The organism is Candidatus Thiodiazotropha sp. AKAK2, assembly GCF_058244685.1.
Map to the genome: position 1 here is coordinate 19,373 of NZ_JBSYOP010000004.1, position 26,655 is coordinate 46,027.

Genomic DNA, 26,655 nt, shown 5'->3' on the forward strand with positions numbered 1-26,655 from the left:
CGTCAACTTTGAGATATTCTCTCCTTGACCACATCAGATAACAGCCAGACTGATTTGTTCAGAGTTCATAGGAAGGTCATACACGGTCTGTGGCATGCGCGTTGGTGGCTGTTATTGGTAGCCGGTCTATTGGCGATCATCACTGTCTATACGATTCCGATTAGTAACCAGGAAATCGATGTGCCTGCCATGGCGGATCATTGGCTTAGGCTAAAGCTAGCACTTCTTTTCGCACTCTTGGCTTTGCAACTCACGGCATGGTTCATCTCTATTCTGAAGGCACTTTCCATGCATCAGATGAGATGGGTTGTATTGCTTCTGATCATTCCTCCGGCAGCATTTGCCTATCTGATCCGTTACCACTGATCGTATGAACAGCCTCAGACCATGATCAGTTTATGCGAGCAGGGCGACACTCTTCACCTGGGCATAAAGCATCATCCCTTCATGTATCCCCATGCCCATGGCTGAGCGACGGGTAATGCGCGACAGCAGTGTCTGACCATCCTCCAGTTCCAGGCGCACCAGCATCTGGGTCGGGTTGATATCGTGGGTATCGATCACCCGGGCCGGGAGGATGTTTAATATGCTTGTGTCCGAATGGGCACGTATCGCCAGGCTCACGTCCCTGGCCTGGATCTGAACCCGGGCGTGACGTCCGACGGGTAGATCCTCCCTCGGCACTGCCACCCGGTTGCCCTGCAGGGAGATCCAGGTGAGATGGTAGCTGTTGTCATGGGAGCTTACCGTGCCTTCCAGAAACGCCGAGGCATCTCCATAGCCTGAGAGGGGGAGATCGAGGCGGGTCAGCAGGTTGGCCGCATCACCGGATGCAATCACCTTGCCCTGATCCAGCAGTACCATTCTGTCGGCCAGTCTGGCGACCTCGTTGGGGTCATGGGAGACATAGATCGAGGGTATGCCGAACTCGTCGTGCAGGCTCTCCAGGTAGGGGAGAATGAGCTGTTTGGCGCCATGGTCCAGGGCCGACAGGGGCTCATCCATCAATAACAGCTTCGGACTGGTCAGCAAGGCGCGGGCAATCGCCACCCGCTGACGCTCTCCGCCGGAGAGCTTGTGGGTCTCCCGTTTGAGTAGTCCGGCGATGCCGAGTAGCTCCACCACATCGTGAAAGGCAATCAGACGCTGCTTCTCCGCAACCCGGCGCATGCCATACTCCAGATTGCGCCGAACCGAGAGATGGGGAAACAGACTCGCCTCCTGAAACACGTATCCCAGGGCTCGGCGGTGAGGCGGCAGAAAGCGGCGATGATCCTGCCACACCTCCTCGCTGATACGAACCAGCCCCTGTGGAGGGCGCTCCAGCCCGGCAATCGTCCTCAACACACTGGTCTTACCCGAGCCGGAAGAGCCGAACAGGGCGGTGACCCCCACGGCCGGTACGGAGAAGGCCACATCCAGATCGAAATCACCCAGCTGATTGGATATTTGGACCTCGATTTCGCTCATGGACGGTGGCTCCTGGTGTAACGGCCATTGACCAGGTAGAGGGTCATCAGCACCAGGAATGAGAAGGCGAGCATGCCGGCGGCGAGCAGGTGGGCCTGACCATATTCGAGGGACTCCACATGGTCGTAGATCGCCACAGAGAGCACCTTGGTCTCACCGGGGATGTTGCCGCCGATCATCAGAACCACACCGAACTCGCCGATGGTGTGGGCGAAGCAGAGTACCGCAGCGGTAAGGAATCCGGGGCGGGCCAGGGGGATCACGACGGTGAGAAAGCGGTCCCAGGGGGAGGCGCGCAGGGTTGAGGCGACCTCCATCGGCCGGGGTCCGAGGGCTTCGAAGGCATTCTGCAGAGGTTGTACCGCAAATGGCAGGGAGTAGAGGACCGAGGCAAACACCAGACCTTCGAAGGTAAAGGGCAGGGTGCCGATACCCATTGCCTGGGTGAGCTGTCCCACCGGGCCGTCCGGGGCAAGCATGATCAATAGATAGAAACCGAGCACCGTGGGTGGCAGCACCAGGGGCAGGGCCACCACGGCTGCCAGGGCCTGTTTGTACCAGACATGGGTTCTGGCCAGCCACCAGGCGATCGGGGTGCCGATGATCAGCAGCAGCACGGTGGTGGTGCCGGCCAGTTTCAGGGTCAGCCAGACAGGCTGCCAGTCAAAGTCCATAGTCCGCTCCAACAGACGCTGATTGTGATTTATGGTGGATCACCATACCTCGACTCGTGCTGTCTACTCCACCCCGTAGCCATAGGTCTGAATCACCTGTTTTGCCTCGCCGCTCTTGAGAAAATCCAGAAAGGCGTAGGCAGCAGGGTTGTCCCGGCCCTTGTTCAACAAAACCGCTGCCTGATCGATCGGTGCATAGTAGCTCTCCGGGATCTCCCATAAGCTACCGTTTTCCCCCGGCCATGCCTTGATCTGGGCCAAAGCGACAAATCCCGCCTCCGCATTGCCGGTTGCCACGAACTGAAAGGTTTGTGCGATCGAATCGCCTCTCACCAGTCTGGGTCGGGTCCGCTCCAGTATACCGAGATGCTGCATCACCTGTTGTGCCGCCAGGCCATAGGGAGCGGTTTTCGGATTGGCAAGTGCCAGATGGTGGAAATCACCCTCATTGAGATAGCGCTCACCCTGTTCAAACAGGGACTCTTTGAGACTCCAGAGAACCAGTTTTCCCCGGGCGTAGACAAATCCGCTGCCGGTTACCGCGAGGCCTTCCTTTTCCGCCTTTTGCGGCCTTGCGCGATCGGCGGCAAGAAAGACCTCAAACGGTGCCCCATGCTCGATCTGTGAATAGAGTTTGCCAGTGGATCCGTAACTGATTCTGGTGGCATGACCTGTCTGCTGCTCGAAGCGTTTGGCGAGGATGCGGGCCACATCGGTGAAATTGGCGGCGATCGCGATTGTGACCTCTTCAGCCGCCGCGTTGGTGACAGAGAGAAGAATAGTCAGCAGGATGATGGTTAACGGTTTCACAGATCTTCCAGGTCATGATTCGGTACTACATTGGGACCACGATTCGAATCTGTCATTCAGCCGCTGTTGGCGATCGGTAGGGAGCATTCGGTAAGTGGTTCAATCCAACCCTATCGTATTTTGCAATCCAGGTGCCAATATTTTTTTATATTAATTACAATGGGATAGGCTGATGCTTGTCATTTGATGCCTGTCGATAATACGACAATTGTCGGATTTATCTCAGCCGATGAACCGGCTCCAGCTCATCCCGGCCGATTGTCGCTCGGCCTAGAGATCCTCATGCTCGGCTTTAACCTGGCTGTGTCTGAAGCGAAGCACCAGAATCGCGAAGGTCAACATCAGAATCGCGCCGGTGACGGTGAGAATGGTCTCATTGGGCATCTGTTTGATATCGATGGTCAGCAGGCGGGTCAGCGCGGTGATCGCGATGTAGATCAGAAACTGCACCGGCAGTCTGCGGGTCTTGAAATAGATGCCGACCATGGCGCCCAGTTCCAGATAGATGAAAAGCAGCAGGATGTCTTTCAGGGTTGCGTGGCCGTGGCTGACCATCTCCATGTAGGCCACCACGCCGGACCAGACCACCGTGGCTCCGATCACGAACAGGCCGACGATATGGAAGGTCTCTACCAGGATATCCCCCATTTTCTCGATGATCTGGAAGCTCTTTGGTTCACTCATTACTACGGCCTCTTTTTTCTTTTTTTAATTCATCCCCAGAGGGAATCTCGCTTTGTTCTTCTTTCAGTGGAAAGTTACACTGCCTATTATAGGAGACAACTGCTGATTACCAGATGAAGAGCCATAAAGAGACCCCTGAGTTCGCACTGATTAACCAATATTTCAAACAGCTCACCACCCCTCGCCAGGATGTGGTTCTGGGGGTTGGCGACGATGCTGCGTTGCTACAGGTGTCGGAAGAGCGCTTGTTGGTTGTGAGTGTCGATACGATGGTTTCAGGGGTGCACTTTTTTGAGGATGTGGCCGCCGATGCCCTGGGGCATAAGGCACTGGCGGTCAATCTGAGTGACATGGCCGCGATGGGCGCCGAACCCAGCTGGGCCACCCTGGCACTGACCCTGCCGGAGGTGGATGAACAATGGATCGTTGGGTTTTGTCGCGGATTTGCCGGGTTGGCGAATCGATACAACGTCTCTTTGGTGGGAGGCGATACCACCAGAGGTCCACTCAGTGTTACCGTGCAGATCCATGGGATGGTGCCAAAACATCAGGTAATGCGTCGGGATGGTGCGCAGGTCGGGGACGACATCTATGTCACCGGAACCCTGGGGGATGCGGCAATGGGACTGAAATTCCACGAATCCTCAAAAGCTTTGACGGCTGGCCAACAGACCCTGGTAGACCGATTGGAGCGGCCGCAACCGAGAGTGGAGGCGGGCGTTGCACTACGCCACCTGGCCCATAGCGCCATCGACCTCTCCGACGGTCTGCTCGCCGATCTGGGACACATCCTGACACAGAGTGGTGTCGGGGCCAGTCTGCAGCTTGAGCGGTTACCTCTTTCAGCCGAACTGCGTGCGGCCATGGGAGATGATATGGATTGGTCCCGGGTGGTCTCCGCGGGTGATGACTACGAACTCTGCCTGACCCTGCCTGTGACTTGTCGTGAGGCGGTGGCGGCCGTTGCCCGTCAGCTGTCACTGCCGATCAGCCGCGTTGGATGCGTTGAAGCGGAACTGGGGTTGCGTTGTTTCGATAAGCAAGGCAAATCATGGCATCCACCACAATTGGGTTTTGATCACTTCAGTGCCGGCTAACACGATGCCTGTCGAACACGAGGTGTTGGCAAATTGACGATGGATGCCTGATTTACCTATACTGTTTTTTCAGTATCAATCATATGGATAGTGATGGTCAGGCATTGCAATAACCTGAGTTACAGGATTAACGGACTGGTCCAAGTCGAATATCGTGCGTCCGATACAATCAGTTTGACAGCAATCGAAACGACTCATTCGAACCTGCTTTACCCAGCACTCCATTCTCAGACCTTTGGCAAACCTCTCCGTGAACCACTGGTTGGCGTAACCGCACTAATCGATCTTAAACCTGTTGGGCTGATTCTCTGTGAGCTTGATGATAGCGGAACGGCGAGAATCGTCTGTTGGAATGTTCTGCCTCAGTACCGTAAGAAAGGCGTCGGCCACAGGTTGTTGTCACGCCTGGAACAGATGTTCCTGGCGAATGGAATACGAATGCTAAGCCTCTCCATCCGCAGTGATCTAGCCTCATTTCAAGCTGTAAAAGCGATCCTGATCCCGCAAGGGTGGTCTTGTAGTGAGATATTGAGGCTCTATAAAGTTACCAAAAGCAGTTACCGTAAACCACTATGGTTTGACCGTGTGCCTCTTCGGAATGGGTATTCGCTGTTTCCGTGGCATGAGCTCCGGCCGACAGAAAAAGCACAAATCGTTGCAAGACAACAAGTCGACAACTGGTTTCCCAGCGAGCTGAACCCGTTTCAGGAGGAATCCACCATAGAGTGGTCAAACAGCCTCGGGTTACGATATCAGGATGAGGTCATTGGCTGGATGATTACCCATAGAGTGGCAGCCGGTGTTACTCAATATACCGTTCTGTTTGTGGCGGCAGAACATAGACCCCGGGCAACAGGTATTGCCTTGATTGCTGAGTCTGTTAGACGACATTTGGCTGCTGGTGGAAGTCGTGCAATCTTTCAGGTGCGTTCAGATAATCAGCTTTTTTTAAGGTTTGTTGAGCGCCGCTTCAACTCAATACTCTCATCAACAGCGAAACGCATGCAATTTAATAAGGAACTTTGATCAGATGATGGACAGACAAAACAGGGACGCAAAAGCACAGACAAAAGAGACATCAGTGCGCCAGGAAACTGCTGAGTATCAACCAACCTCTCTGTTCGATTCTTTTGTCTCATTAAGAAGGTTGAGCCTTGGTATGGTGTTGGTCATCCTGTTTGGCTGTAATGGCGGCTCCTCAAACAGTGGAGTGGACAATGGATCTGGGGATGAAGACCCCATCGATGAGGATCCAGTCGGGGACGATCCTGTAGAAGACGAACCGGAGCCAATCGAGGTTGTCGGTATCTCTTTGGGAGAGGTTAGTGGCCTTGTTAAAGCTGTGATGGCAATGGATGCGGATATGGATGGTGACCTGGATATCATCGCCACCTCAACAAATCGAGCCTTTATCTACGAGAATGTTTCACTGACACCTACCCCTGAATTTTCCGGGCCGGTACGTTGTGCTGTGTTTTCCCAGAATAGCAACTACCGCATCATGGTCGATATGAACCGTGATGGTGACCTCGATGCGATTACAACGGTTGCCGGAAATTATTCAACTAATCCTGAAGTGGTCTATGAAGCCAATCTCGGCAGCAATGAATATCCGGAATTCAAAACCAGTGATCTATTGTCGAAAAACGAATGTTCCGGTGACTGGATTCGATCAGATATGTCCGATGATGCTGTCTATACAGCACTGGCGGATATCGATGCCGATGGGGATCTGGATCTGTTTATCGGGCAAAAGGGTGGCGATATGGTTACTGCTCATATTGGCTATTGTGAGAATACCGGAACTGCTAGCTCACCCTCATTTGCAAAAGCAACCAGGCCGAATCCTTTCGGTTTATGGGCCTCATCTCATAGTTCAAACTTTTTAACTTTCGGCGATATGGATAACGATGGCGACCTGGATGCCTGGGTGAATTATGATGGCGCATCAGTAAGCTATCAGGGAAACTACACGATTTATGAAAATACCGGTACAGCTCAATCCGCTTCCTTTCATCGTGTTGCGACCGAAACGGAAGGGAGACATGGATTCCCGGAACAGGGCTGTCAACACCCGGCTTTTGCCGATTTCAACGGGGATGGCGATCTCGAAGGGATATGCGCCGATGGTATGGATGTAAAGTATTTCAATAATAGTCAGTAACACCAATTCCGGGTTTGTCTGTTAGGGCCTATTGGATTCGTGTTAACAGGCCCTAGTGCGATATATCAAGCTTGGATCAAACGCACTACCCATTCGTCATCTCAAACGATTTGCGAATAAAAGCCAGGGTTTTAGCCTGTTCAAAGTAGTTGGTATGAATGACCTTGCTCTGGGTACCGTAGTCGAGAATTTGTGAGCTTGGGATGATCAATTCGTCAGTCATATCGGTCATGGATAGGGTGTCGACAACCAGATCGTTTTTACCTTCGAACAGCATGTCCGTACCGATATCGGCAAGCTTCATCTTCAGCTTTCCTTTGCGAAATACTTTCCAGAATTTCCAACCGACTTTCTCACTTTCAAAATCGGACACAATAAAAAAATAGTCTCGATCGGCGCGGGGGTTGGCGTAACTTCGCAAGCTCAGCAGTTCATAGTTGTTGCCGACCCGGGATTGTCCGGCGAGTCCGGGAACGATGGCCACAACCGCATCGGCCAAGGGTGTTTTGCCGGCGACGCGCAATATCGAGGTTATGATCTGAAACATACCGGTGGCAAACATCATCAGCGGTACCGCAGCACTGACCTTGGTGAGTACATTGCCGATGTTGTAGGCCATATCGAGAGCACCGCGGATGTTTGCCGGGGAGGCCAGCCCGGTGCCGGCCAACGGTGATCCGGAAAATGCCACCCGCCTTTTACCACGCCCCCGGTCCAAGGCTTCGACCCACCAGCGTGTTACCACACCGCCCCGGCTGTGGCTGATGACATCCACATCGGCGCTTGTATTGCCCATCGCCAGTGCGAGACTGTGGGCGTTCACAAAAGGGCTCTTCGATAAAGTGGCATGGTCGAAGGTGAGTATCTGGTCATATTGTCGGCTTGCCCAGCGCAGAAATTCATCACCGGCCTTGAAGCCTCTTCTGTCGATCTGGTCAAAGTAGGCATCCGACTTGCTGAAGGTACCGTGTACGAACAGCAATATTTTTTTACCTTTGCCCAGGGGTTTGATGTCTGTTCCGTCTCCGACGATTTTGCCGTTCCGCCATTCGCGCAAACCGCGATCGGGGGTTAATTTATCGTCGAGCAGGGCCACTGCCTGGGTGACCTGGTTATAGGGCAAGAGTGACATCGGGCGTTCCAGTTTGACCTGCTCTCTGCCGGTTACTTTACGTGGGCGTCCCCGTCGTTTGGGTGAAACCGGGGTCAGTGGATGCTCTTCAAGGCTCAGGGCTTCACCACCGACATCCAGCACACGCATTTTGGTCATTTGTAAGGCCGCCTTTTTCGCACCGGCACGGCGAGGGCCCGGCCGCCCGAGTGAGTCGGCTGCTTTCAGAGTGTCGGGATCCGGCGAGAGATTCAATTCCTCGAGCGCTCGATCCAGATGCTTGCTGTTTACACGAATTTCATCTGTCATGACATTTGATTATTAATGGGTAGTGGGGTGGCGCCTTGGGGATCGCTTCTGGCACGGCGCACATCGATCAGAAATTGGAACCGGTCGGGATCGCTGAGTGACTCGATGCCTGCATCGCAAGCGGCAAAAAAACCGCTATTGGATGTCAACAGGGTACTTTCGAGGGGTACCAGGTGCCCAGCGGAGACAAAGGCGTAAATACGCTCCAGGTGGGCTTTGGAATACATCCAGGACGGTGTGCCCATATCCTCAGTCAACTCGTCAGCATCTGTCTCACCGTCCGGGTAGTCACCTTGAACAAAGTAATCCGCCTGCTGCGGACTGCGCCAGTAGCCTGGAAAAGCGTGACCTTCGATCAGGAACAGTACCGGATGGATTTCAATGTACTCCAGGCAGGCGGCCAGCAACAAAGTCAGATCAATGCAGGTACCATGAGAGCGTCGCAGTACCTCCGATGGACTGCGTACCCTTTGTGCCTTGGCATAGTAGGATGGCGGTGGATTGATGTATTGCAGACGGTGGTCGAGGACAAGTGCTGTCCAGATTGTTCTCACCTGGGTATCCACCGGACCGTAGGGATCATCCGCGTAGAGGCCGTAGCTCTGGTAGCCATCAAAACCGGCATTGGGGTCATCGCTTAATGCGCTCAGATAACGTCGTGCACCGGCCACCGCGTCGATTACTGCAACATCTCTGGGTAAAACAAAGGATGGTAACCAGATGCGATCTTCGTTTGTATCACTCCACTCCTCGAGCGGCGCCACATCCACCTGATAAGTCTTCTCTTCGATGACATTATCATGAGCGGTAATTCGTACATATACTGTGGTTCGCAAAGTTTCCGAGAGCGTACGCAGGTAGTCCCAGGAGAGTGGAATTCGAATGTACTTACCGATATCTTCTGGCTTACCCACCTCGCCGGTACTGTGGGATCCCCGGTAGGGGTACTCCTCCGCACCAACACGGGCGACCACTTCCACGTGCACCTTGCCCGCAGAGTTCCGTGAAGTGCGCGTCACGTTGAACTGTTTGAACAGGTGGCCGCGATTGTGCAGAATCGCGTAGTTGAGACGTTGATAGGGTGTGATATCGAGTAACAGGTCACCAACACCATCCCCGGTACCTGTGGATGGCAGCTCAGTCAATGGTAAGGTCTGCTCACGCCCGCTGATTTGATACAACAGGGAGGTGTTGGACCAGAGAACGATACCGCTGCCCTGCATACGATACTCATCGGGCAGTTTACGGGTCTCTTCAAAGGCCGCCTGAAAGGCGGGTAAAATGTAAGTGTCAGGATCGTTGTGCCAAGCACGATAGAGACTGGCAAAAAATATCTCGGCCAGATGGTCATCGATCTCATCCTGAAATCCCACCGCAACCTTGGCGCCATGGGCGACAGCCAAGGCACAAAGGCGGGCGGCGGAGTTGTAGACATTGACCGATACGAGGGCCGGTTTCAGTGCGCCGGCATTGACGATTTCGGCCAGTTCTTCAGGTTTCAGGGCTACCGCCACACCTTGCGGATCGGCGATGATAAAACCATCCTCATGCCGGCCTACCCCGTCGGTGATCTGCGGTGGAAGATAGCGTAGCGCCTGGTGCAGATCGAAACCGGCCAGATGCACGAGACCGGGAGACTGGGCAGCGATGCGATCTTTCAGCACAGCACTGTTGGGGTTGGGAAGAACGAAATCCCAGTCTTTCAGGTCCAGGTTGATCCGCATCAGTTCCACTTCAGAGCGGAAGCTGTAGAGCGCCTCCAAAGGTTCCGGGGCGCATTGCACCATCAGTATGTTGTCGTCCGCAATGGTTGCGTAATCATTGCCGGACTGCTCCAGCGGCAATACCCGGGTGATCAGAAAAGGCAGAGCCGGTTGCTGTGCCTTACGGGTCTCACGGGTCAGTGTGGATAGAAAGTACTCCCAGGGAAAAATTCTCAGTGCCCAATCCTTACCCTCACTTTCAAAGGGCGGCAGGGTCACTTCGACGATACCGCCGTTTGCCAGGCGGGTAATGATCTCCTGATGTTTTTTCGGGCTCTTCAGCTCAATAAAGATTTCAGCTGCTTGTTCGACAGCCTGGAGACGGCGTTCAATGATGGCATCACTGGTCAGCCAGCGGCGGCGATTGCGCAGGGAGCGACTCCAGCGAATGGCTGCGGCCTGAAATTTGGCCCAATCGCAGGTCAGAGTGACTTCATTTCCATACAGAGGACGCAGAGTAACGCTACGGTGCTCATCATGCTTGGAATTCATAAGCTGTTGATCCTCTTTGTATTTATTCTTCCAACAAAGCGGCTTATTCTATTTCCGGCAGATCCCTATTTAATATTAGGAAGCATAGACCCACTTTCGAAATATTTCCTATAGGTAAATAGAAAGTGCCAACCGAATGGTAGCTTGCGAATCAATCAAGTCAGAGTCTGAAAATCTATTGATCTTGCTGTTTTGTGCGTTTTGAATACAGCTCTGTTTCTGCACGTTTTACCCATAAGTGGGCAGTGGAATGCTGAGATCACACCGGCTCTCAGATTTTATTCGGATCAGTGCGGAACCTTTCCGTTGAAGTTTGTAAACCATTCACTTGATAGTCTGTATACTGAATCAACATGGGTGTCGGCAGATGGTAATTGAGGCTATCCAGCTACGCAGTAAATCTAACTTGGTAGCTATGATTCATCCTCATCTGTGCACAGGATATGAGCGTTGGATTCCCCAGAGTGTGCCAATCGCTCAAGATTTGCGATTACCTGCATGCTGGCTTCTTCCATCAAAGCGATGTTGTCGATACTGGCCTCTTTATCATCCTTTTCCAGATGGACCAGGGCCTGTTTGCCATACTTATGTACAAGCTGATGAGGTTTCTCTATTTCACGATAACCGGAAAGTGTTGAAAAACACGAAACTCCCTCACCACTGTAATACCACTGCCCTAGGCGGCAGTTTCTGTGGTCTGAGAGAGAGTCGGCAGGTAGTTCGGCCAGTCCAAGAAATGCTTTGTAGATACCAAACTTAAAGATCATATGGTCAAACTTCGCCAGTTCAACAAAGGTTCTAAGCGCAGTAGAAGATATCACCATTTCCATTGATTTCGATAATTCAAACTGCTGTTTGATCGTATCGACAGATTGTGCGACTTTGTCTTGAAAACCTGTAGTCACATCTCGCATCGATGACATTGTTTGTTTAGATTTCTGAGTTTCCTGGGTGATTGTTTCCACAAGAGATGCAATTTCTGTTGTGGCATCACGCGTATGTCCGGCTAAAGTTCGGACTTCATCCGCCACCACAGCAAAACCACGACCCATATCTCCTGCACGAGCGGCCTCGATTGCTGCATTTAATGCCAGTAAATTAGTTTGCTCTGATATCCCTTGGATGATGGTAACGAAATTACTGATATTGCCTGCCAGTGTGGCCAACTTATCAACACTCTCTGAGCTCTCTCTGGAGATAAGACTGACATTGTCAATTTCATCGGTCATGACGCCGATACTGGAAATTGCCTGAGTTGAAATCTCTGAACTGCGAATTGCATTCGACTTTTCTTCTTTCATGTTTACAGCAGCATGCATCATTGATTGCTGAAGTTCACTGAATGAGTCGCTCAGTGTATTGAAATTTATCAGTAACTGCTGCTGTAAGCGAAGCTCATTCAACGCATCTTGAGCCTTTTCTGATAATTCATCATTACTTTCTTTGAGCAATCTGATCTGATTGGTTTTTTCTTCCAACTCTATTTTTACTTGGGATAACTCTTGCCTGAGGTCTGAAATTTCTTTTTTGTTAAATAATCCAATCATGTAGTGCCACACCATTGCCAAGCCATTTCACATATTTTTGTATCGGTAATACAAGCATACAATGTAGGGTTATTGGCTTTAAAAATACTGGAAAAATGTTAATTTTTGTAAAATGCATGTGATTGAACTGCCTTTACAATGGATAACTGACAGATTGTCAGATTATTGAATGACAATCTGTCAGGAGAGAAAAATCTTTATCTAAATTGATTCGTCATCATCAGAATGAAACTAGGTATTACGGATACGATGGTAACTGCGATCATTCAGTTGGCCGGCTGTCTTCTCTGGAAGAGAAGAGAAGTGAATTGAATTGCAACTGCAACCCGGCAGGCTATTGTGTTTGATGCCTTAGATTAAGAGATCAATACCAGTGAATCTATAAAGCCGATTCAGTGACAAACAGGGCTTGTGTATTGATGTCCAAGCTTTCATTGCATTTATCGTTAAACCGAGACAATCGCACTTTGACATCCTGTTACCGCTACTTCGTTTGTCGAGATTCACTCTCTTGATTGTTGATCCTGTGTATTCCGGATTGCCTGTTAATGGTAAAAACCGACAGAAAGACTTTTTCGGGAGATAACATCAGGCTTTCATTGTCAAAGAGTAAAAGCCTTATGGTGCATCGAAATGCGTCTACTAACGATAAATCATATTCGTGACCTCATGCGGCAAACTGGCCTGCAGGCCTTTCTCCGGGATCTGACTACACGTATCAAAAGTGATTTTTCCCGCTGGGATGAGTTCTCAAAATCGGAACGTCATGCTACGCACTTTGAGCATGGCGTACTGGAGCTGATGCCCTGTTCCGATCAAGCACACTACAGCTTCAAGTTCGTCAATGGTCACCCAGGGAATATACCAAAAGGACTGCCGAGCATTCTTTCACTTGGCGTGCTCGCCGAGGTGGAGACCGGCATGCCGATACTGGTTGCAGAAACGGGAATCATGACCGCGCTAAGAACAGCGGCAGTCACCGCTCTGGGAGCGCGCTATCTGGCGCGTCGTGACAGCCGACGGGTCGGTATCATCGGTTGTGGTGCACAAGCGGAGTTTCAACTGCTTGCACTGGCTAATGAGTTCCCGATCGAGCAGGTAAACTATCTGGATATCGATCCCCAAGCAGCAGAGAAGTTTGCACGAAATCTCTCTGGTCAGGCATGGCAGATGCATCACAAGCAAAACCCAGAGAGCTTGCTGGAAGGGATCGATATCCTTGTGACCGCGACAGCCGCACGCAAGAAGGCGGTTTTATTCCATGCTGACCAGATCACTCCTGGTATGCATATCCATGCCCTTGGTGGGGATTGTCCCGGTAAAACGGAGTTGCCACCGCAACTGATCGACAGAGCAACCGTTGTCGTGGAGTATCTGCCCCAAACCCGGGTTGAGGGTGAGATTCAGAATCGGCAAGGTACTACAGCTCCTGTGGAGCTACAATCGCTGGTTCGCCAGAATCATCCTGGCCGCCAACATGACAGTGAGATCACGCTGTTTGATGCCGTCGGTTTTGCACTCGAGGATTTCAGCGCCCTGATGCTGCTAGAGGAATTGGCGGTAGCTCATGATATCGGTGAGTCGATCCAACTGCTCGCGATCCCACCCGATCCGAAAAACCTCTACGGCTATTTGATCGATTGAAGACTGCCTGGGTAATCAACGAAATCGAACGCATTGTCTTTAGGTTTCGATCTGCACACGGATTGTACTCCGATAGCTCGATAGCTGCGGGCGTGGGCATGAAGGCGAGTGCTTGCAGCAACTCCTGTAAGCGTATTCCGTGTGCTACAGGCACTGTGACCCCAGGTGCGTCTCTGGGATCGATTGCGTCCAGATCGATACTGATGCCGACTAGATCGCAATGCAGTAACAGCTTTTGCCAACAGCGATGGAGTATCGTTCGCAGCCCCAGCTGACGAACCCTGCTCATCATGTAGTATTCGACACCCAAACCGTCCAGGTGTCTTTTCTCGATCGATTCATAACTGTGGACGCCAACAAGCACGATCTGTTCCGGCTTGATGGTTGGCTGACCATCTCCAATCCGCTTCAATATGGGATCATGCATACCCAGCAAGCCGGCAACCGGCATGCCGTGAGGATTGCCTGATGGACTTGATCTTGTGGTATGAGCATCCATGTGAGCATCGATCCAAATCAGACCAAGCTGTCGGTCGGTTTTTGCCAGTGCACGCATGACGCCCCCCCAAATACCAATCGCTGTGCTGTGGTCTCCGCTTAGAAATATGAAACGCCGTCCCTGCAACAGCAGAGATTCCGTGCAAAGGCGCACATCCCGGTTGAGTGCGATCAAGGAGTCTATTCGCTCACGAGTTGAGGTTGTGATAGGCCGCATCCAGTTCACACTGGCTGTTCTGTCGTATTGGCGTAAAACCGATGGGCCTAAATGATACGCACAGGGTCGACTTCCATGCGAGGACGCTGTACTGAGGCCCACAATCGCTCTTTTGAATTCTCCTGCCATTCCGAGAACCAATTCAAGTTAGCATTTTTGATGATTCAATTGCACTAACCCTACAGGGCAAACACAAACCTTGAGATCAAATTTCTCAATGCGATGAAATTGCTGATCGGCCTTAAGATTCTAGGGCCTATTGGGTTAGTGTTAACAGGCCCTAGTCTGTTAGACAAGAAATCGGAGCAAATGTTATGGCGTTGTAAGCAGCAGATATCTTTACACAATACCGCCAACTTCCGGGCTGTTGACTGCATCACAGGCGCTACCGAGAAGCTATTCTGGTCCACAGGTTTCAGTTCGACCAAGAGCGCCTGATTTCATGAATACGGTCGAATATTAAAACTATACTATTGACTGAATCCAAAGATAACCGTTTATTGAAGCGGTAATGGCATCCAATGCGGGAGAGAGGCTTATGGGTGGAGAGATTCTGGTGGTAGACGACGAACCCAATATCGTTCTTTCATTGGAGTTTCTAATGAAGAAGGCGGGATATAACGTAACGACGGCCAACAATGGCGTCGATGCCCTGAGCACCATTAAGCAGCTGCGGCCGGATCTTGTGCTGCTCGATGTGATGATGCCGCGAATGGATGGTTACGAGGTTTGTCAGGCAGTGCGGGGTGATCCTGAGTTGAGTTCAGTGCGTATTATCATGTTGACGGCCAGGGGGCGGGACGTGGAGCGCGATAAGGGTATGGCGCTCGGGGCGGATGACTATGTCACTAAACCCTTTGCTACCCAAGAGTTGGTGGAAAAGGTGAAATCCCTCTTGGATCATTCTTCGAGTTAACCATCAGTAACGAATCGGTCAGTTTATATTCACAGTGCGACTCTGCGCTTCAATCCGACACTCTCCATACAGATGGATTGATCAGTCTATTTGCGGATAGACGTCACGCTCTTTGCGCAATGCAATCAGTTTCTTGCGGATTCCTGTTATCCCGGTTGTTCGGAGTTGTCGACACTTTTGATTCGACCAGGTAAAGGGTCAAGATTTTTCTTAAATCGTGCAATTGACCTGAAGTTTATTAAACTTCAAAGAATACGACCTCATTATTCACCTTGGCGTGGATGGGTGGGGCACCGGGAACGGAGTCTGTATCTCGACAATTGGTTGATCATCAGTGAGTTGGATAAAGACTATGACAAACGGGCGAAATCATGAGCGTCTCATCGTTCTTTTTCTGTTGGGAGTGATCCTGCTCAACTATCCGCTGTTGCATCTGTTCGGTGCGGGATCCTTATGGTTGGGTATTCCTGTACTCTATCTCTATCTGTTTATCGCCTGGTTACTGATTATCGTTTTCCTGGCGCTGCTGATGGAGACACGCCGGAGCGGTGAAAGAGAGAGCCTGCGTCGCGAACGCAAAGGCGGTTGAACAGATGCTCTCCGGCTGGTTGATGTTACTCATTGCCTTTGCCTATCTGGGGCTACTGTTCGCAATTGCCTTTTATGCGGACATGCGTTCGGATGCAGGGCGATCGATCATCAGTAATCCCTATATCTATACGCTATCGATCGCTGTCTACTGTACCGCTTGGACATTCTACGGCAGTGTCGGCCGGGCCGCCGGTTCCGGTGTCGGGTTTTTACCCATCTATCTGGGGCCTACTCTGATGGCCTGCCTCTGGTGGTTTGTGTTACGCAAGATCGTTCGTATCAGCAAGGTGCATCGAATTACTTCGATTGCCGACTTTATCGGCTCCCGCTATGGAAAAAGCGCTCTGGTGGGGGGGGTGGTGACCGTGATTGCGGTAGTAGGCATCATGCCCTACATCTCCCTGCAATTGAAGGCCATCGCCGTCAGTTCCAATGTGCTGCTAACCTATCCGCAAATTGCCGACAATGCAGCAACCCGGGCTATTTATGCCGATACCGCACTCTATGTCGCACTCGCCCTGGCAGCGTTCACCATCCTCTTCGGTACCCGGCATATCGATACCACCGAGCGTCATGAAGGGATGGTCGCTGCGATCGCATTCGAATCCCTGATCAAGTTGATCGCATTTCTGACAGTCGGATTGTTTGTGGTATTTGTGCTGTTTTCCGGGCCGGGGGATCTGTTTGCCAAAGCAGCCACTGTGCCGGAGGTGGCCCTTCTATTCAGCTTTGATGCCATGCCCGGTAGCTACGCGAGTTGGTTGTCCCTGACCTTTCTTGCCATGATGGCAATTATGTTTCTGCCGCGTCAGTTTCAGGTTCTGGTGGTTGAAAATGTCAATGAAGCGCATATTCGTAAAGCGAGCTGGTTGTTTCCTCTCTACCTTTTGTTGATCAATCTGTTTGTGCTGCCAATTGCTATCGCCGGTTTGATTCTGTTTCCTCAAGGCACCATTGATCCGGACACTTTCGTGTTGACGCTGCCGATGACAGAGAGTGCGGAATTTTTGGCACTTTTCGCCTTTATCGGTGGACTCTCGGCCGCAACCGGTATGGTGATTGTAGCAACCATCGCGATATCCACTATGGTATGCAACGACCTGGTGATTCCGTTTTTGCTGCGTATGCGTCTGTTGCATCGTGAGGATATGAGTGGCTTGTTACTGGCGATTCGACGCGGCGCCATCATCGCCATCTTACTGCTGGGGTATCTCTACTTCCAACTCATTGGAGAGTCCTATGCACTGGTCACCATCGGCTTGGTCTCTTTTGCTGCAGCCGCCCAGTTTGCTCCACCGATATTGATCGGTATCTATTGGAAGGGTGCCAGCCGTGCAGGTGCGGTGGCCGGTCTGCTTGGGGGCTTTTTGGTATGGGCCTACACGCTGGTGATACCCGGTTTCGCCCTTTCGGGTTGGCTCCCTCAAACGTTTCTTGAAGAGGGACTGTTTGGTTGGTCCTGGTTGCGGCCTTACCAGTTGCTGGGTCTCGATCTGTTCGATCCGATAACCCATGCCGTATTCTGGAGTATGTTGGTGAATGTGGGACTGCTGGTGGGGGTCTCACTGTTTGCCAACCAAAGTGCAATTGAACGTATCCAGGCGACCCTGTTTGTTGATGTATTCAGGCAAGGTTCGCAAACCCGGGATTCGCGTATCTGGGAGAGCACATCATCGGTCGCTGAAATACGGGAAATTCTCGCTCGATTCATCGGGGTGGAGCAAGCGGCCAAGGCGTTTGAAGAGTTTGCCCTGGCAGAGGGTCAGTCACTGAACGATGAAGCACCCGCCGAAAGCGGATTGGTTGAGTATGCCGAGCGCCAGCTGGCCGGCGCGATTGGCGCCGCGTCGGCACGCGTGATGATGGGCACGGTAGTGAAGGGCGAGGAGCTGAGTATCGAAGGGGTGATGAAAATTCTCGATGAGACTTCCCAGGTGCTCGAGTACAGCCGTCAACTCGAACAGAAGTCCCAGGAGCTGGAAGCCGCAACGGGCAAACTCAAAGCGGCCAACGAGCGTCTCAAGGAGTTGGATCGGTTAAAGGATGATTTCGTCTCGACAGTCAGCCACGAGTTACGTACGCCGCTCACGTCGATACGGGCGTTTTCGGAAATCCTGCGGGACAGCCCTGAGATGCCCGCCACGCAACGCCAAGAGTTTTTGGACATTATCGTCAAGGAGAATGAGCGCCTGACACGTCTGATCAACGAAGTCTTGGATCTGGCGAAAATTGAATCCGACAGTGTTGAATGGGAAATGCAATCCACGGATCTGCGTGAGGCGATCGAGGAGGCGCTCGTGGCCACGCAGCAGCTGGTGGCTGAGAGTGGCACAGCCTTACACAAGGATATGACCAATCAGGCGGTTCAGGTCACTGTGGATAAGGACAGGTTGATCCAGGTGGTGATCAATCTGATCTCCAATGCAGTCAAGTTTTGTGATGGAGAACGTGGGCGGATCCGTGTCAGGGTCTATGCACGTAATGGCATGGCCAATGTGGAAGTATCCGATAACGGTTGTGGTATCGCCGCTGGTGAACAGGAGCGGATCTTTGAGAAGTTTCATCAGGTTAGTGATGTCCAGGAGGGGAAGCCCCGGGGGTCGGGGCTGGGTTTGCCGATTTGCCGAAAAATTGTCGAGCATCATGCTGGTCGGATCTGGGTTGAGAGCGAACTGGAAAAAGGTTCGATATTCAAGTTTGTCCTTCCCCTGGAGGGACAGGCTTGAGCGACGGAGGCCCTGGAAAGACGTCGTTGCGATGGCGCCGGGTGAGGTGGCTTAAACATGATAGAAAAGTGGAGTCTGCGTTTTAGGGTATTCCTTTTCTTTGCCCTGATTGCATTGATGGTGCCAGCACTGTTGGGCTCGGCACTCTGGTTTGCGGCCGGCAGGATCGGGCCGGAATCGGTGCCGCATCTGGTGTTGTGGGGTGGCGCTGCCGGGTTCGCTCTGATCGGTCTGGTGCTTTGGGTATGGCTGAAGTTCGACGATCATGTGGTCGCCCCCATCAACACCCTTACCAGCGACCTGCAGACACTCACGCATACCAATGCCGAGCATGGTATTGAGACAGAACCGGGCAGGTATCTTGGATTACTGGCCCCGGCTGCACGGGAAATGGCGATAGCTTTGGAGTCAGCCCAAAAAAAACTCAATCAAGAGATCGAAGAGGCTACTCGCAAGGTTGAGCTGCAGCGGACGCGTCTGGAAACCACACTGAGGGATCTGAATGAAGGCGTGCTGGTCTGCAATATGAACCACAAGATCCTTTTGTATAACCGGCGCGCACTGAATATTCTCCACTATACCGGTGAGATCGGCCTGAATCGTTCGGTCTCGAATCTGCTCAGTACCCCCTCTATCGCACACAGCCTGGAATATCTCACCGGCCAGTTGGAAATCGATCAATCGGAGCCGGAGTTTTCGGCCCATGTGGTCTGCTCCACCAGTGATGGACGCCACATCATCGAAGGTCAACTGAGCTTGATACTCGACAGTGACGAGCGCACCGCAACCGGGTATGTCGTGACCTTCGACGATGTTACCGAGAAGCTGGCCGAGTTGGCAAAACGGGATCGAATTCTGCGTGATGCTGTCGAGGGCTTGCGGGCTCCGGTAGCAAACTTGCGTGCCGCCACGGAGATGTTGATCGATAACGAGAACATGGACGATGAAGGCCGCCGGCAGTTTGAAAACGTTCTGAGTGAGGAGAGTGATCATCTATCAAAACGTTTACAGGAACTCAGTCAAGACTATCGTGAGATCGTTACCGGTCACTGGCCGATGAGTGATGTCTACTCATCCACCTTGCTGAATTGTGTGGTACGTCGATTTAAAGCGGAGGATACAATTCAATGCCTGATCAACGGTGATCCGCTCTGGATGCATTGTGACAGTCTCTCGATCGTGGAACTGACAAGCGGATTATCCGTAAAATCGCCGAGGAAACCTCCGCAACAACCTTTGAGCTGGAACCCAGATCCGAAAAGGATAAGGTGTTTATCGATATCTGCTGGGCCGGGGAGTTGGTCCGTAGCGGAATGCTCGATAGCTGGTTGAGTGAGTCATTCGATGAGTGTCTCAAGGGAATGACCGGTCACGACATACTGGAGAACCACAAAGCGGTCATCTGGAGTGAAGCGCAGGCTGATGGCATGGCCTACTTGCGTCTGCCGTTACCCTTGGCCAAGGAGGATCATAGGCCACTCAGTTTCGATCTGCATGGAACGGGGGGGCGCCCGGAGTTTTATGATTTTGATTTACTGAAAAATCTTGATAACAACCAGTTCAGCGAACGGGATCTGCGAGAGTTGACCTATGTGGTCTTCGATACGGAAACCACCGGACTGGAACCGTCGGACGGGGATGAAATCATACAACTGGCAGGTGTCAGGATCGTCAACGGCCGAATTCTGTCGGGGGAGTATTTCAATCAGTTGGTCAATCCGGGGTGCACGATTCCAGCGAGCTCAACCGATATACACCATATCACCGAAGCGATGGTCAGCGATCAACCACCGATTACTGATGTGTTGCCTCGTTTTCATGACTATGTCGGCGATGCTGTCATGGTTGCTCATAACGCCGCATTCGATATGAAATTTCTACAATTGAAAGAAGCGGTCTGCGGGGTGACTTTCGATAACCCGGTGTTGGATACGGTACTGCTCTCGGCCTATATTCACGATCACTCCAAGCAACACACCCTGGATGTCCTAGCGGAGCGCTTTGGGGTTGAGATCGAAGCACAATACCGTCATACCGCACTCGGTGATTCCATTGCTACCGCCGAGGTCTTTTTGCGCATGATCGACCTCATGAAGGCGAAGGGGATCCACACCTTCGCCGATGCCGTCGCGGTTTCGGAAAAGATGGTGGAATTCAGAAGTCAGCAGGCCCGATATTAAACTGCCGCTTGATTGACAGTGTTCGAATGCCTGGGTAATGCAGATTTGAGAAAGCTGCTACCTTTATCTATATCTGAATAAAAAAGGATGTTTTTAACTATAACGCGTCGGAGAACCTCATGTCGAAGAAAATCCTGATTGTCGATGACGAGCCGAATATCGTCTTCTCCGTCGAATTTCTGATGAAACGTAGCGGTTATGAGGTGGTGAGCGCAGCGGACGGTGAGCAGGCGATGCAGTTACTCGCTGATGAAGTTCCTGATTTAATGATTCTGGATGTGATGATGCCGCGTAAGAACGGTTTCGAGGTGTGTGCCGAGGTGCGTAACGATCAGCGATTGTCGGACCTTCCCATTTTAATGCTGAGCGCCAAGGGACGGGATGCGGAGATAAAGAAGGGCTTATCACTCGGTGCCGACGCCTACATCACCAAGCCGTTTTCAACCCATGAGCTGGTCGAGAAAGTCAACCAATTACTGCAACGAAGAAGTGAGGAGGAGTAGTCATATGATGCCTGCAACCAAACCTTCCACACCTCCGAAACCGCCAAAGCCGCTGGACGAGTTGCGTGCCATGCATAGCACCATGGGTATCGGTGAGATACGTCTTCGTGATCTGGTCAGACAGCAGCTGTTGATATTCAGTCCCGACGCTACCCTGCGCAATGCCATGTTTGAGCTGAATCGGGTTGGCGCACATGCCGGTGTGGTGGCTGAGCAGGGCGACATGCCGCTTGGTATCGTCACCTTACACGATCTGATCGATGCAATTACCTTCTCGGGCGCAAATCTTGACGATCCTGTGTTCGCCTTCATGACTGCCGCTCCGGTAACCCTGCCTGTCGATTCGGCCGCGCACCGGGCAAAAGTCGCATTGACCCGCGGACGCTTGAATCACCTGGTGCTGGTGGAGGCGGATGGTCAGATTTTCAATCTGTTGTCACCGGCCGACCTACCAGGATTTCGCGAGGGGGGTGCCGAAACCCTGATTCAAAGCATCGAATTAGCGAACAACGTGGATAGTATGGCCAAGGCTACGATTGCAGTACGGCAACGGGGCAGTGAGCTTTTTTCCAATGGCATGGGGGTGGAAGCCCTGTGTCAATGGATGTCAGGTCTGAATGACTTAATCTGTATGCGGGTGATTGAACTGGTTGCTGATGAGTTCGATCTGCCGCCGGTCTCCTGGTGCTGGATGGCCTTCGGCTCGGAAGGGCGCTTGGAGCAGACCTTCGCAACAGATCAGGACAACGGCTTGATCTTTCAGCCGGAGAACGAGTCGGATACGCCCAGAATCCGAGCCGCCTTGTTGGCGTTTGCCAAGGCGGTCAACAAAGCCTTAGATCACTGCGGGTTTGCACTCTGCCGCGGGGGTATTATGGCCGGTAATCCGAGCTGGTGTTTGTCAGTTGAGGAGTGGCAGCAGCGCTATCTGGGCTGGATGTCGACTCCCGACCCCAAGGCGTTGCTGTACGCCACCATTTTCTTCGATTTCCGACCGCTCTACGGACAGGACGAGCTGGTTGATGATCTACACCAATGGCTCCTGCCTCAACCGGCTGAGCACCCACGGTTTTTATATGCGATGGCGGATGAAGCCCTGACCTGTGTCCCTTCGCTGGGATGGTTGGGGGGCTTTTCCTATGACGGTGGCAACCGCTATCCCCATACCATTGATTTGAAGAAGCGTGGAAGCCGTCCGTTTGTGGATTCAGCACGTATCTGGACTTTGAAGCATGGCATCTGGTCCACCAATACGACAGAGCGTTTGCGCCGTGCAGGTGAGGCAATGGAGCGTGCCACGACCGATACCATTGCCTCAATCGAGGCGTTTGATGTTATTCAACGTCTGCGCATTCAGAGACAGTTGGCCGGTGGTGATTACGATGAGGTCAATCGGATCGATCCGAAACAGCTCAGCATAACCCAGCGCCAGATGTTGAAAGAGGCCTTCAGACAGGCCAAATCGCTACAGCTGAGGTTAAGGCAAGAGTTTCTGGGCTGAGTCGCTCACGACTACTGCCAACCTGGTAGCAACAAGTTCTGATTACCGTGGTGGCAGACCCGAGAGTTACGGGATAGTGAAATCGTGAACCGCAGATTTCGTGTTTGTGCGCAGAGCGCGTCTATGGTCTGCTGCCGGCAACTCCCTGGCAGATCGATTTTTAGTGTAGTTCAAAAGGTCAATAAGACGTTCCGTCTTGTTAGGGCCTGTTAACAGGCCCTAGCAACCCCTTGCCGATTATCTGAATTATCACCGGTCGAGATGTCATGCACCGGCTAAAAAATTCACTCAGAAACCGTTTTGAATCCAACCCAGTTTACCCTGCGTATAGGTAACTGAACGCAGCAATTTCTGCGAATCCAAACGAAATAACAGAGGAATAACACCATGAAAAAAATCGTACTCACAGCAGCCATGATACTTTCAACCAACCTGTACGCCGGTGCATTTGATGTAACGGGTCAAAACCCCGATCTGTATGCGGGAACTGCAGAATCGACTCAACTCGCAACAGCCGTACAGCCGGGTATTGGCGACTCTTATGGTAGCTCCATCCTCCACACCGGCGGCTATGCGGATACCCGTCATGTTGTACAAAATGGACTGGATGAAGGCTATGGCAGCATCCTGATCGATGTCGGCACACCGGTTAATTGGTAAGCCAGCCGAAGATCTAGGGCCTGTTAACAGGCCCTAGTGGGCCGCACTAATCAAAATGACGAATGACTAACGTCAGCCCATCAGGTATAAAAAACCCTCTCCCCCGGCTCCTCTCCCGCAAGGGGCCATACTGTCCGGAATAGATACCTTTCATCTGGCTGAAAGCCATGCAACACTTGATTTTGAAGGGTATAAGCCATGGTAGTGATTCACGATCAAAGATTCATAATCTGCACAAGGCAATATTAAACAGGCCTGAATGGTGCTTACTCACACGCTATTTGGTGGGGCATGGCCCCACCCTACACCCTGAAATCAATGGTAGGGTGGGGCCATGCCCCACCAAATGCGCTTTGATTAAACACAATGAAGCACCTTGGCACTTACTGAGCTACCATCAGCCATAATACTGGTGGTCAGGTTAGCAATAAGGCGAAGCATCGCCATGATCATCGAATAATCACAGATGCACTGATTGCCTAATTATAATAGCTCTATAAAATGAGAAAGGATTGAGAATCGACTCATGGAACATGAAACTTCTACAATATCCAGAGTTACAAAGCTGAGCCGGTTTGAAAAACTCTGGCAGACCTTCTGTCGATGGGTGGTCAAAATCTTTTATCGACAATTTGAGGTCTCGGGGTTGGAAAATCTGCCAGAGGACCAAGGTATCGTGCTCTGTGCAAATCATGTCAATGCCCTGGCCGATCCGGTGGTGATACAGGCAGCAACACAAAAGGCCATTCGACCTTTGACACGTAGCGGATTATTCGATAACCCCTTGCTAAGGCCGCTCCTGCAACGCATTGGCGCCGTGCCAATCTATCGGCGAGCTGATCCGGGGGTTGATGTCAGTAAAAACACGGACACTTTTGAAAAATGTTACGGACTGCTAGCAAAAGGGGAAACCCTGATTATCTTTCCCGAAGGACAAAGTCACGATGACTCTAAGTTAAGCCTGTTAAAGACAGGAGCGGCACGTCTGGCTTTAGGTACGATTAAAGTGACCGGTGTCGAACCTGCTGTGATTCCCGTAGGCCTGACATTTCCGCAAAAGGGTCAATTCAGAAGTGCCGTATTAGTGCAGTTCGGCAAGCCGATCGAGCTGACATTTCCTGCAAGCCATACCGATGAGCTGAAAGCTATCGAACTTACCGAAAGAATCAGACAGGGTTTGACATCACTCACACTGAATGCAGAGAGCTGGGAGGAGATTCATCTCGTCAACCGGGTAGAGCGATTTTTCGCCTTACGTCACGGAATATATCATCGGCGAAACCTGCAACAACGGTTTCGTGCCCAGCAACGCATCATCGATGCACAAAAGCTGCTTAGAAATCATGAGCCTGACCGGGTGAGGGCACTGATTGTCCAACTCAAACATTTCGAACGGATCTGCCACTATTGCGGTGTCAAAGATTATCAAATTTCATTAGATTACAGGCCTACTTTGATCGTACTCTATGTTTTAAGAATGACAGGGATGCTGATGGTCGTGTTCCCTATTGCGCTTTGGGGTATTGCCAATAGCTATATCCCGTATCAAATCACTAAACATTTAACTCGCCATTTCGCCCGGGGAACCAATCAATACGATACCGCCCAAATGGTATTGGGGCTGGTCGCTTTTTCATCCGTCTGGAGCCTGCAGATTTATCTGATATTTCAATCTTTCGGTTGGCAATGGACGTTGACCTATATCGCGACACTGATAATCAGTATTCCAGTACTGTTGATGGTGCGTGGAGAAAAGCAGAGGATTGTCGAAAATATCCGGGTATTCGTTCTGTTCCTGAGAAAACGTGATCTAAAGAGCTATCTACGGAAAAAACGGCAGGCACTGGAAAAGGAGTTGGCCAAAATGGTCAGGATCGCCAATCGACTCTCAAACCACTGAATCAAACCGATGTCGATCAAATGAAAAGAAAGATACTTTTTGTCGCGGCTCTACTGTTGCTTGTATCTACACCCACACCGGCAGACACAGGCGTGGGCGATTGCGCCATTCTTCTGCACGGCATGGGCCGCACCTCCCAGTCGATGGGCTTAATCGAGGACGCTTTAATAGCCCAGGGATATACGGTATGGAATGAAGATTACCCGAGTCTGACCCAGAGTCTGGAGGTATTCACCATACCGATGATGGAGTCGGCAATAAGATACTGTCGCGACAACCAGGCTGCATCTATCCACTTCGTCACACACTCCCTCGGTGGAATTATCGTCAGGTATTACCTGCAGAATCATCAGATTGGCGACCTGGGCCGCATCGTGATGTTGGCGCCACCCAACAAAGGCAGCGAAGTGGCAGACGGGATGAAAGATGGATTTCTCTATCAAACAATCATGGGGCCCAATGCCCAAGTGCTGGGAACGGATCAGAACAGCCTGCCTAACCGCCTTAAACCAATAGAAGGTGAAATTGGGATAATTGCAGGAGAGGCAGATGGCGAGCCCTGGTTTCTACCTGAAATACCCGGTGCCGATGACGGTAAAGTCGCGGTTGAACGTACCAAACTCCCAGAAATGAAGGATTTTCTCAGGGTAAAATCAGGGCATACATTTATCATGCGGGACGATATGGTGATTGATCAGATCGTGTTTTTTTTAAAATATGGCTATTTTGATCACAAGACTTGAGTCTAGTGGGGCGGCCCGAAGGGAGGCCGGCTGATCGTTTCCTTATTTACCACCTGGCCCACGAGTGTAAGTGATGATCAGACGGGCATGTAGAAGAATCAGGTGCCAATGTGATAACCCAAAGTAACCAAGTTGCCGCCATGGAGCTTCGATAATCTTTGTTGACTCAGAGGATTCCTCGATTTTCCATCAATTAGGGTGAATCCGTTAGCCCTTTTATCAAATGATCGGGCCTATTTTCTGCTCAGCTGCGTTATCATTCGCTCATTCTGCCTCGCTGGAAACAAATACAGCCCCAGTTAGGCGTACTGGTTTCGTGTTAACAGGCCCTAGTGGGTCATGCGGAAAGTTCACAAACTAATTATTGAAATTGATATAATGAGGTATGGCAAAGAAAGCAGCTCCTTTTTATATCACAAAAGATGCTCAAGAAGAGTTAACTGGCTGGCTGAGGT

The 26,655-nt window shown here is 51.5% G+C and carries 23 protein-coding genes and 1 pseudogene; 15 read left to right on the forward strand and 9 right to left on the reverse strand.

All coding sequences use genetic code 11. The features are described 5' to 3' along the window. Positions 1 to 24 precede the first annotated feature (24 nt). Positions 25 to 366, forward strand: coding sequence for a hypothetical protein (locus tag AC4IE8_RS00560; RefSeq protein ID WP_490790042.1), 342 nt, complete (start codon positions 25 to 27; stop codon positions 364 to 366). A 30-nt stretch (positions 367 to 396) separates the two neighbouring features. Here AC4IE8_RS00560 and modC read toward each other — a convergent pair whose 3' ends face one another. From modC to AC4IE8_RS00580, 4 genes are all read right to left on the reverse strand, one after another. Continuing rightward, a complete protein-coding gene (gene modC, locus AC4IE8_RS00565; protein ID WP_068987227.1) occupies positions 397 to 1,470 on the reverse strand; it encodes a molybdenum ABC transporter ATP-binding protein in 1,074 nt (357 codons plus the stop codon). Then, a complete protein-coding gene (gene modB / locus AC4IE8_RS00570; protein ID WP_068987226.1) occupies positions 1,467 to 2,144 on the reverse strand; it encodes a molybdate ABC transporter permease subunit in 678 nt (225 codons plus the stop codon). The genes modC and modB overlap by 4 nt, the downstream gene beginning before the upstream one ends. A gap of 63 nt (positions 2,145 to 2,207) precedes the next feature. Then, positions 2,208 to 2,954: a molybdate ABC transporter substrate-binding protein gene (modA, locus tag AC4IE8_RS00575; RefSeq protein ID WP_068987225.1), complete on the reverse strand. Its 747-nt coding sequence runs from the start codon at positions 2,952 to 2,954 to the stop codon at positions 2,208 to 2,210. Positions 2,955 to 3,224: 270 nt separating this feature from the next. After that, entirely contained in the window at positions 3,225 to 3,638 is a 414-nt protein-coding gene (locus AC4IE8_RS00580; protein ID WP_490790043.1) for a phosphate-starvation-inducible protein PsiE, read from the reverse strand. Positions 3,639 to 3,751: 113 nt separating this feature from the next. Between AC4IE8_RS00580 and thiL the strand changes: the two genes are divergently transcribed. The 3 genes from thiL (at position 3,752) to AC4IE8_RS00595 (ending at position 6,899) form a co-directional block, all read left to right on the forward strand. After that, positions 3,752 to 4,735 carry a thiamine-phosphate kinase gene (gene thiL, locus AC4IE8_RS00585; RefSeq protein WP_490790044.1) on the forward strand — a complete coding sequence of 328 codons (984 nt, stop codon included), beginning with the start codon at positions 3,752 to 3,754 and terminating at the stop codon, positions 4,733 to 4,735. A 174-nt stretch (positions 4,736 to 4,909) separates the two neighbouring features. After that, the gene (locus AC4IE8_RS00590; protein ID WP_490790045.1) at positions 4,910 to 5,761 is read left to right on the forward strand and encodes a GNAT family N-acetyltransferase; all 852 of its coding nucleotides are present in this window, start codon (positions 4,910 to 4,912) and stop codon (positions 5,759 to 5,761) included. Positions 5,762 to 5,765: 4 nt separating this feature from the next. Beyond that, positions 5,766 to 6,899, forward strand: coding sequence for an FG-GAP repeat domain-containing protein (locus AC4IE8_RS00595; RefSeq protein WP_490790046.1), 1,134 nt, complete (start codon positions 5,766 to 5,768; stop codon positions 6,897 to 6,899). A gap of 85 nt (positions 6,900 to 6,984) precedes the next feature. Here the strand turns inward: AC4IE8_RS00595 and AC4IE8_RS00600 are convergent, their stop codons facing one another. The 4 genes and pseudogenes from AC4IE8_RS00600 to AC4IE8_RS00615 form a co-directional block, all read right to left on the reverse strand. Then, positions 6,985 to 8,319: an esterase/lipase family protein gene (locus AC4IE8_RS00600; protein WP_490790047.1), complete on the reverse strand. Its 1,335-nt coding sequence runs from the start codon at positions 8,317 to 8,319 to the stop codon at positions 6,985 to 6,987. Beyond that, positions 8,316 to 10,574, reverse strand: a complete 2,259-nt coding sequence (locus AC4IE8_RS00605; RefSeq protein ID WP_490790048.1) for a hypothetical protein — start codon at positions 10,572 to 10,574, stop codon at positions 8,316 to 8,318. Before AC4IE8_RS00605 ends, AC4IE8_RS00600 begins: the two co-directional genes overlap by 4 nt. Positions 10,575 to 10,987: 413 nt before the next feature. Then, the gene (locus AC4IE8_RS00610) at positions 10,988 to 11,488 is read right to left on the reverse strand and encodes a CZB domain-containing protein (RefSeq protein ID WP_490790057.1); all 501 of its coding nucleotides are present in this window, start codon (positions 11,486 to 11,488) and stop codon (positions 10,988 to 10,990) included. Then, a pseudogene (locus tag AC4IE8_RS00615) lies at positions 11,465 to 11,698 on the reverse strand (methyl-accepting chemotaxis protein); the annotation flags it as partial. The pseudogene AC4IE8_RS00615 and the gene AC4IE8_RS00610, both read right to left, overlap by 24 nt. A gap of 1,056 nt (positions 11,699 to 12,754) precedes the next feature. Between AC4IE8_RS00615 and ocd the strand changes: the two are divergent. After that, positions 12,755 to 13,765 (forward strand): ornithine cyclodeaminase, encoded by a 1,011-nt coding sequence (gene ocd / locus AC4IE8_RS00620; protein ID WP_068987219.1) that lies wholly within the window; start codon positions 12,755 to 12,757, stop codon positions 13,763 to 13,765. Here the strand turns inward: ocd and AC4IE8_RS00625 are convergent. Beyond that, the gene (locus AC4IE8_RS00625) at positions 13,650 to 14,480 is read right to left on the reverse strand and encodes an arginase family protein (protein WP_490790049.1); all 831 of its coding nucleotides are present in this window, start codon (positions 14,478 to 14,480) and stop codon (positions 13,650 to 13,652) included. The genes ocd and AC4IE8_RS00625 overlap by 116 nt on opposite strands. Before the next feature lie 511 nt (positions 14,481 to 14,991). Between AC4IE8_RS00625 and AC4IE8_RS00630 the strand changes: the two genes are divergently transcribed. The 10 genes from AC4IE8_RS00630 (at position 14,992) to AC4IE8_RS00675 (ending at position 26,200) form a co-directional block, all read left to right on the forward strand. Next, entirely contained in the window at positions 14,992 to 15,396 is a 405-nt protein-coding gene (locus AC4IE8_RS00630; RefSeq protein ID WP_490790050.1) for a response regulator transcription factor, read from the forward strand. A gap of 352 nt (positions 15,397 to 15,748) precedes the next feature. Further along, positions 15,749 to 15,985: a hypothetical protein gene (locus AC4IE8_RS00635; protein WP_068987216.1), complete on the forward strand. Its 237-nt coding sequence runs from the start codon at positions 15,749 to 15,751 to the stop codon at positions 15,983 to 15,985. Then, on the forward strand, positions 15,945 to 18,713 hold the full coding sequence (locus tag AC4IE8_RS00640; protein ID WP_490790051.1) for an ATP-binding protein: 2,769 nt from the start codon (positions 15,945 to 15,947) through the stop codon (positions 18,711 to 18,713). Before AC4IE8_RS00635 ends, AC4IE8_RS00640 begins: the two co-directional genes overlap by 41 nt. Positions 18,714 to 18,770: 57 nt before the next feature. Continuing rightward, a complete protein-coding gene (locus tag AC4IE8_RS00645; protein ID WP_490790052.1) occupies positions 18,771 to 20,045 on the forward strand; it encodes a PAS domain-containing protein in 1,275 nt (424 codons plus the stop codon). Continuing rightward, positions 19,982 to 20,893, forward strand: coding sequence for a 3'-5' exonuclease (locus AC4IE8_RS00650; RefSeq protein ID WP_490790053.1), 912 nt, complete (start codon positions 19,982 to 19,984; stop codon positions 20,891 to 20,893). Before AC4IE8_RS00645 ends, AC4IE8_RS00650 begins: the two co-directional genes overlap by 64 nt. A 119-nt stretch (positions 20,894 to 21,012) precedes the next feature. Next, positions 21,013 to 21,396: a response regulator transcription factor gene (locus tag AC4IE8_RS00655; RefSeq protein ID WP_068987213.1), complete on the forward strand. Its 384-nt coding sequence runs from the start codon at positions 21,013 to 21,015 to the stop codon at positions 21,394 to 21,396. Between the two features lie 4 nt (positions 21,397 to 21,400). Next, entirely contained in the window at positions 21,401 to 22,897 is a 1,497-nt protein-coding gene (locus AC4IE8_RS00660) for a DUF294 nucleotidyltransferase-like domain-containing protein (protein ID WP_490790054.1), read from the forward strand. Between the two features lie 387 nt (positions 22,898 to 23,284). After that, on the forward strand, positions 23,285 to 23,557 hold the full coding sequence (locus AC4IE8_RS00665) for a hypothetical protein (protein WP_068987212.1): 273 nt from the start codon (positions 23,285 to 23,287) through the stop codon (positions 23,555 to 23,557). A 526-nt stretch (positions 23,558 to 24,083) separates the two neighbouring features. Next, positions 24,084 to 25,457 (forward strand): 1-acyl-sn-glycerol-3-phosphate acyltransferase, encoded by a 1,374-nt coding sequence (locus tag AC4IE8_RS00670; RefSeq protein ID WP_490790055.1) that lies wholly within the window; start codon positions 24,084 to 24,086, stop codon positions 25,455 to 25,457. A gap of 20 nt (positions 25,458 to 25,477) precedes the next feature. After that, positions 25,478 to 26,200, forward strand: coding sequence for a lipase family alpha/beta hydrolase (locus AC4IE8_RS00675; RefSeq protein ID WP_490790056.1), 723 nt, complete (start codon positions 25,478 to 25,480; stop codon positions 26,198 to 26,200). Positions 26,201 to 26,655 lie beyond the last annotated feature (455 nt).

Excerpts from the sequence above, each read along its gene's own strand:
- modC (WP_068987227.1), bottom strand. The coding sequence starts at position 1,470 with ATGAGCGAAATCGAGGTCCAAATATCCAATCAGCTGGGTGATTTCGAT.
- modB (WP_068987226.1), bottom strand. The coding sequence starts at position 2,144 with ATGGACTTTGACTGGCAGCCTGTCTGGCTGACCCTGAAACTGGCCGGC.
- AC4IE8_RS00580 (WP_490790043.1), bottom strand. The coding sequence starts at position 3,638 with ATGAGTGAACCAAAGAGCTTCCAGATCATCGAGAAAATGGGGGATATC.
- thiL (WP_490790044.1), top strand. The coding sequence starts at position 3,752 with ATGAAGAGCCATAAAGAGACCCCTGAGTTCGCACTGATTAACCAATAT.
- AC4IE8_RS00595 (WP_490790046.1), top strand. The coding sequence starts at position 5,766 with ATGATGGACAGACAAAACAGGGACGCAAAAGCACAGACAAAAGAGACA.
- AC4IE8_RS00600 (WP_490790047.1), bottom strand. The coding sequence starts at position 8,319 with ATGACAGATGAAATTCGTGTAAACAGCAAGCATCTGGATCGAGCGCTC.
- AC4IE8_RS00605 (WP_490790048.1), bottom strand. The coding sequence starts at position 10,574 with ATGAATTCCAAGCATGATGAGCACCGTAGCGTTACTCTGCGTCCTCTG.
- AC4IE8_RS00610 (WP_490790057.1), bottom strand. The coding sequence starts at position 11,488 with ATGCGAGATGTGACTACAGGTTTTCAAGACAAAGTCGCACAATCTGTC.
- ocd (WP_068987219.1), top strand. The coding sequence starts at position 12,755 with ATGCGTCTACTAACGATAAATCATATTCGTGACCTCATGCGGCAAACT.
- AC4IE8_RS00625 (WP_490790049.1), bottom strand. The coding sequence starts at position 14,480 with ATGCGGCCTATCACAACCTCAACTCGTGAGCGAATAGACTCCTTGATC.
- AC4IE8_RS00630 (WP_490790050.1), top strand. The coding sequence starts at position 14,992 with ATGGCATCCAATGCGGGAGAGAGGCTTATGGGTGGAGAGATTCTGGTG.
- AC4IE8_RS00635 (WP_068987216.1), top strand. The coding sequence starts at position 15,749 with ATGACAAACGGGCGAAATCATGAGCGTCTCATCGTTCTTTTTCTGTTG.
- AC4IE8_RS00645 (WP_490790052.1), top strand. The coding sequence starts at position 18,771 with ATGATAGAAAAGTGGAGTCTGCGTTTTAGGGTATTCCTTTTCTTTGCC.
- AC4IE8_RS00655 (WP_068987213.1), top strand. The coding sequence starts at position 21,013 with ATGTCGAAGAAAATCCTGATTGTCGATGACGAGCCGAATATCGTCTTC.
- AC4IE8_RS00660 (WP_490790054.1), top strand. The coding sequence starts at position 21,401 with ATGATGCCTGCAACCAAACCTTCCACACCTCCGAAACCGCCAAAGCCG.
- AC4IE8_RS00665 (WP_068987212.1), top strand. The coding sequence starts at position 23,285 with ATGAAAAAAATCGTACTCACAGCAGCCATGATACTTTCAACCAACCTG.
- AC4IE8_RS00670 (WP_490790055.1), top strand. The coding sequence starts at position 24,084 with ATGGAACATGAAACTTCTACAATATCCAGAGTTACAAAGCTGAGCCGG.
- AC4IE8_RS00675 (WP_490790056.1), top strand. The coding sequence starts at position 25,478 with ATGAAAAGAAAGATACTTTTTGTCGCGGCTCTACTGTTGCTTGTATCT.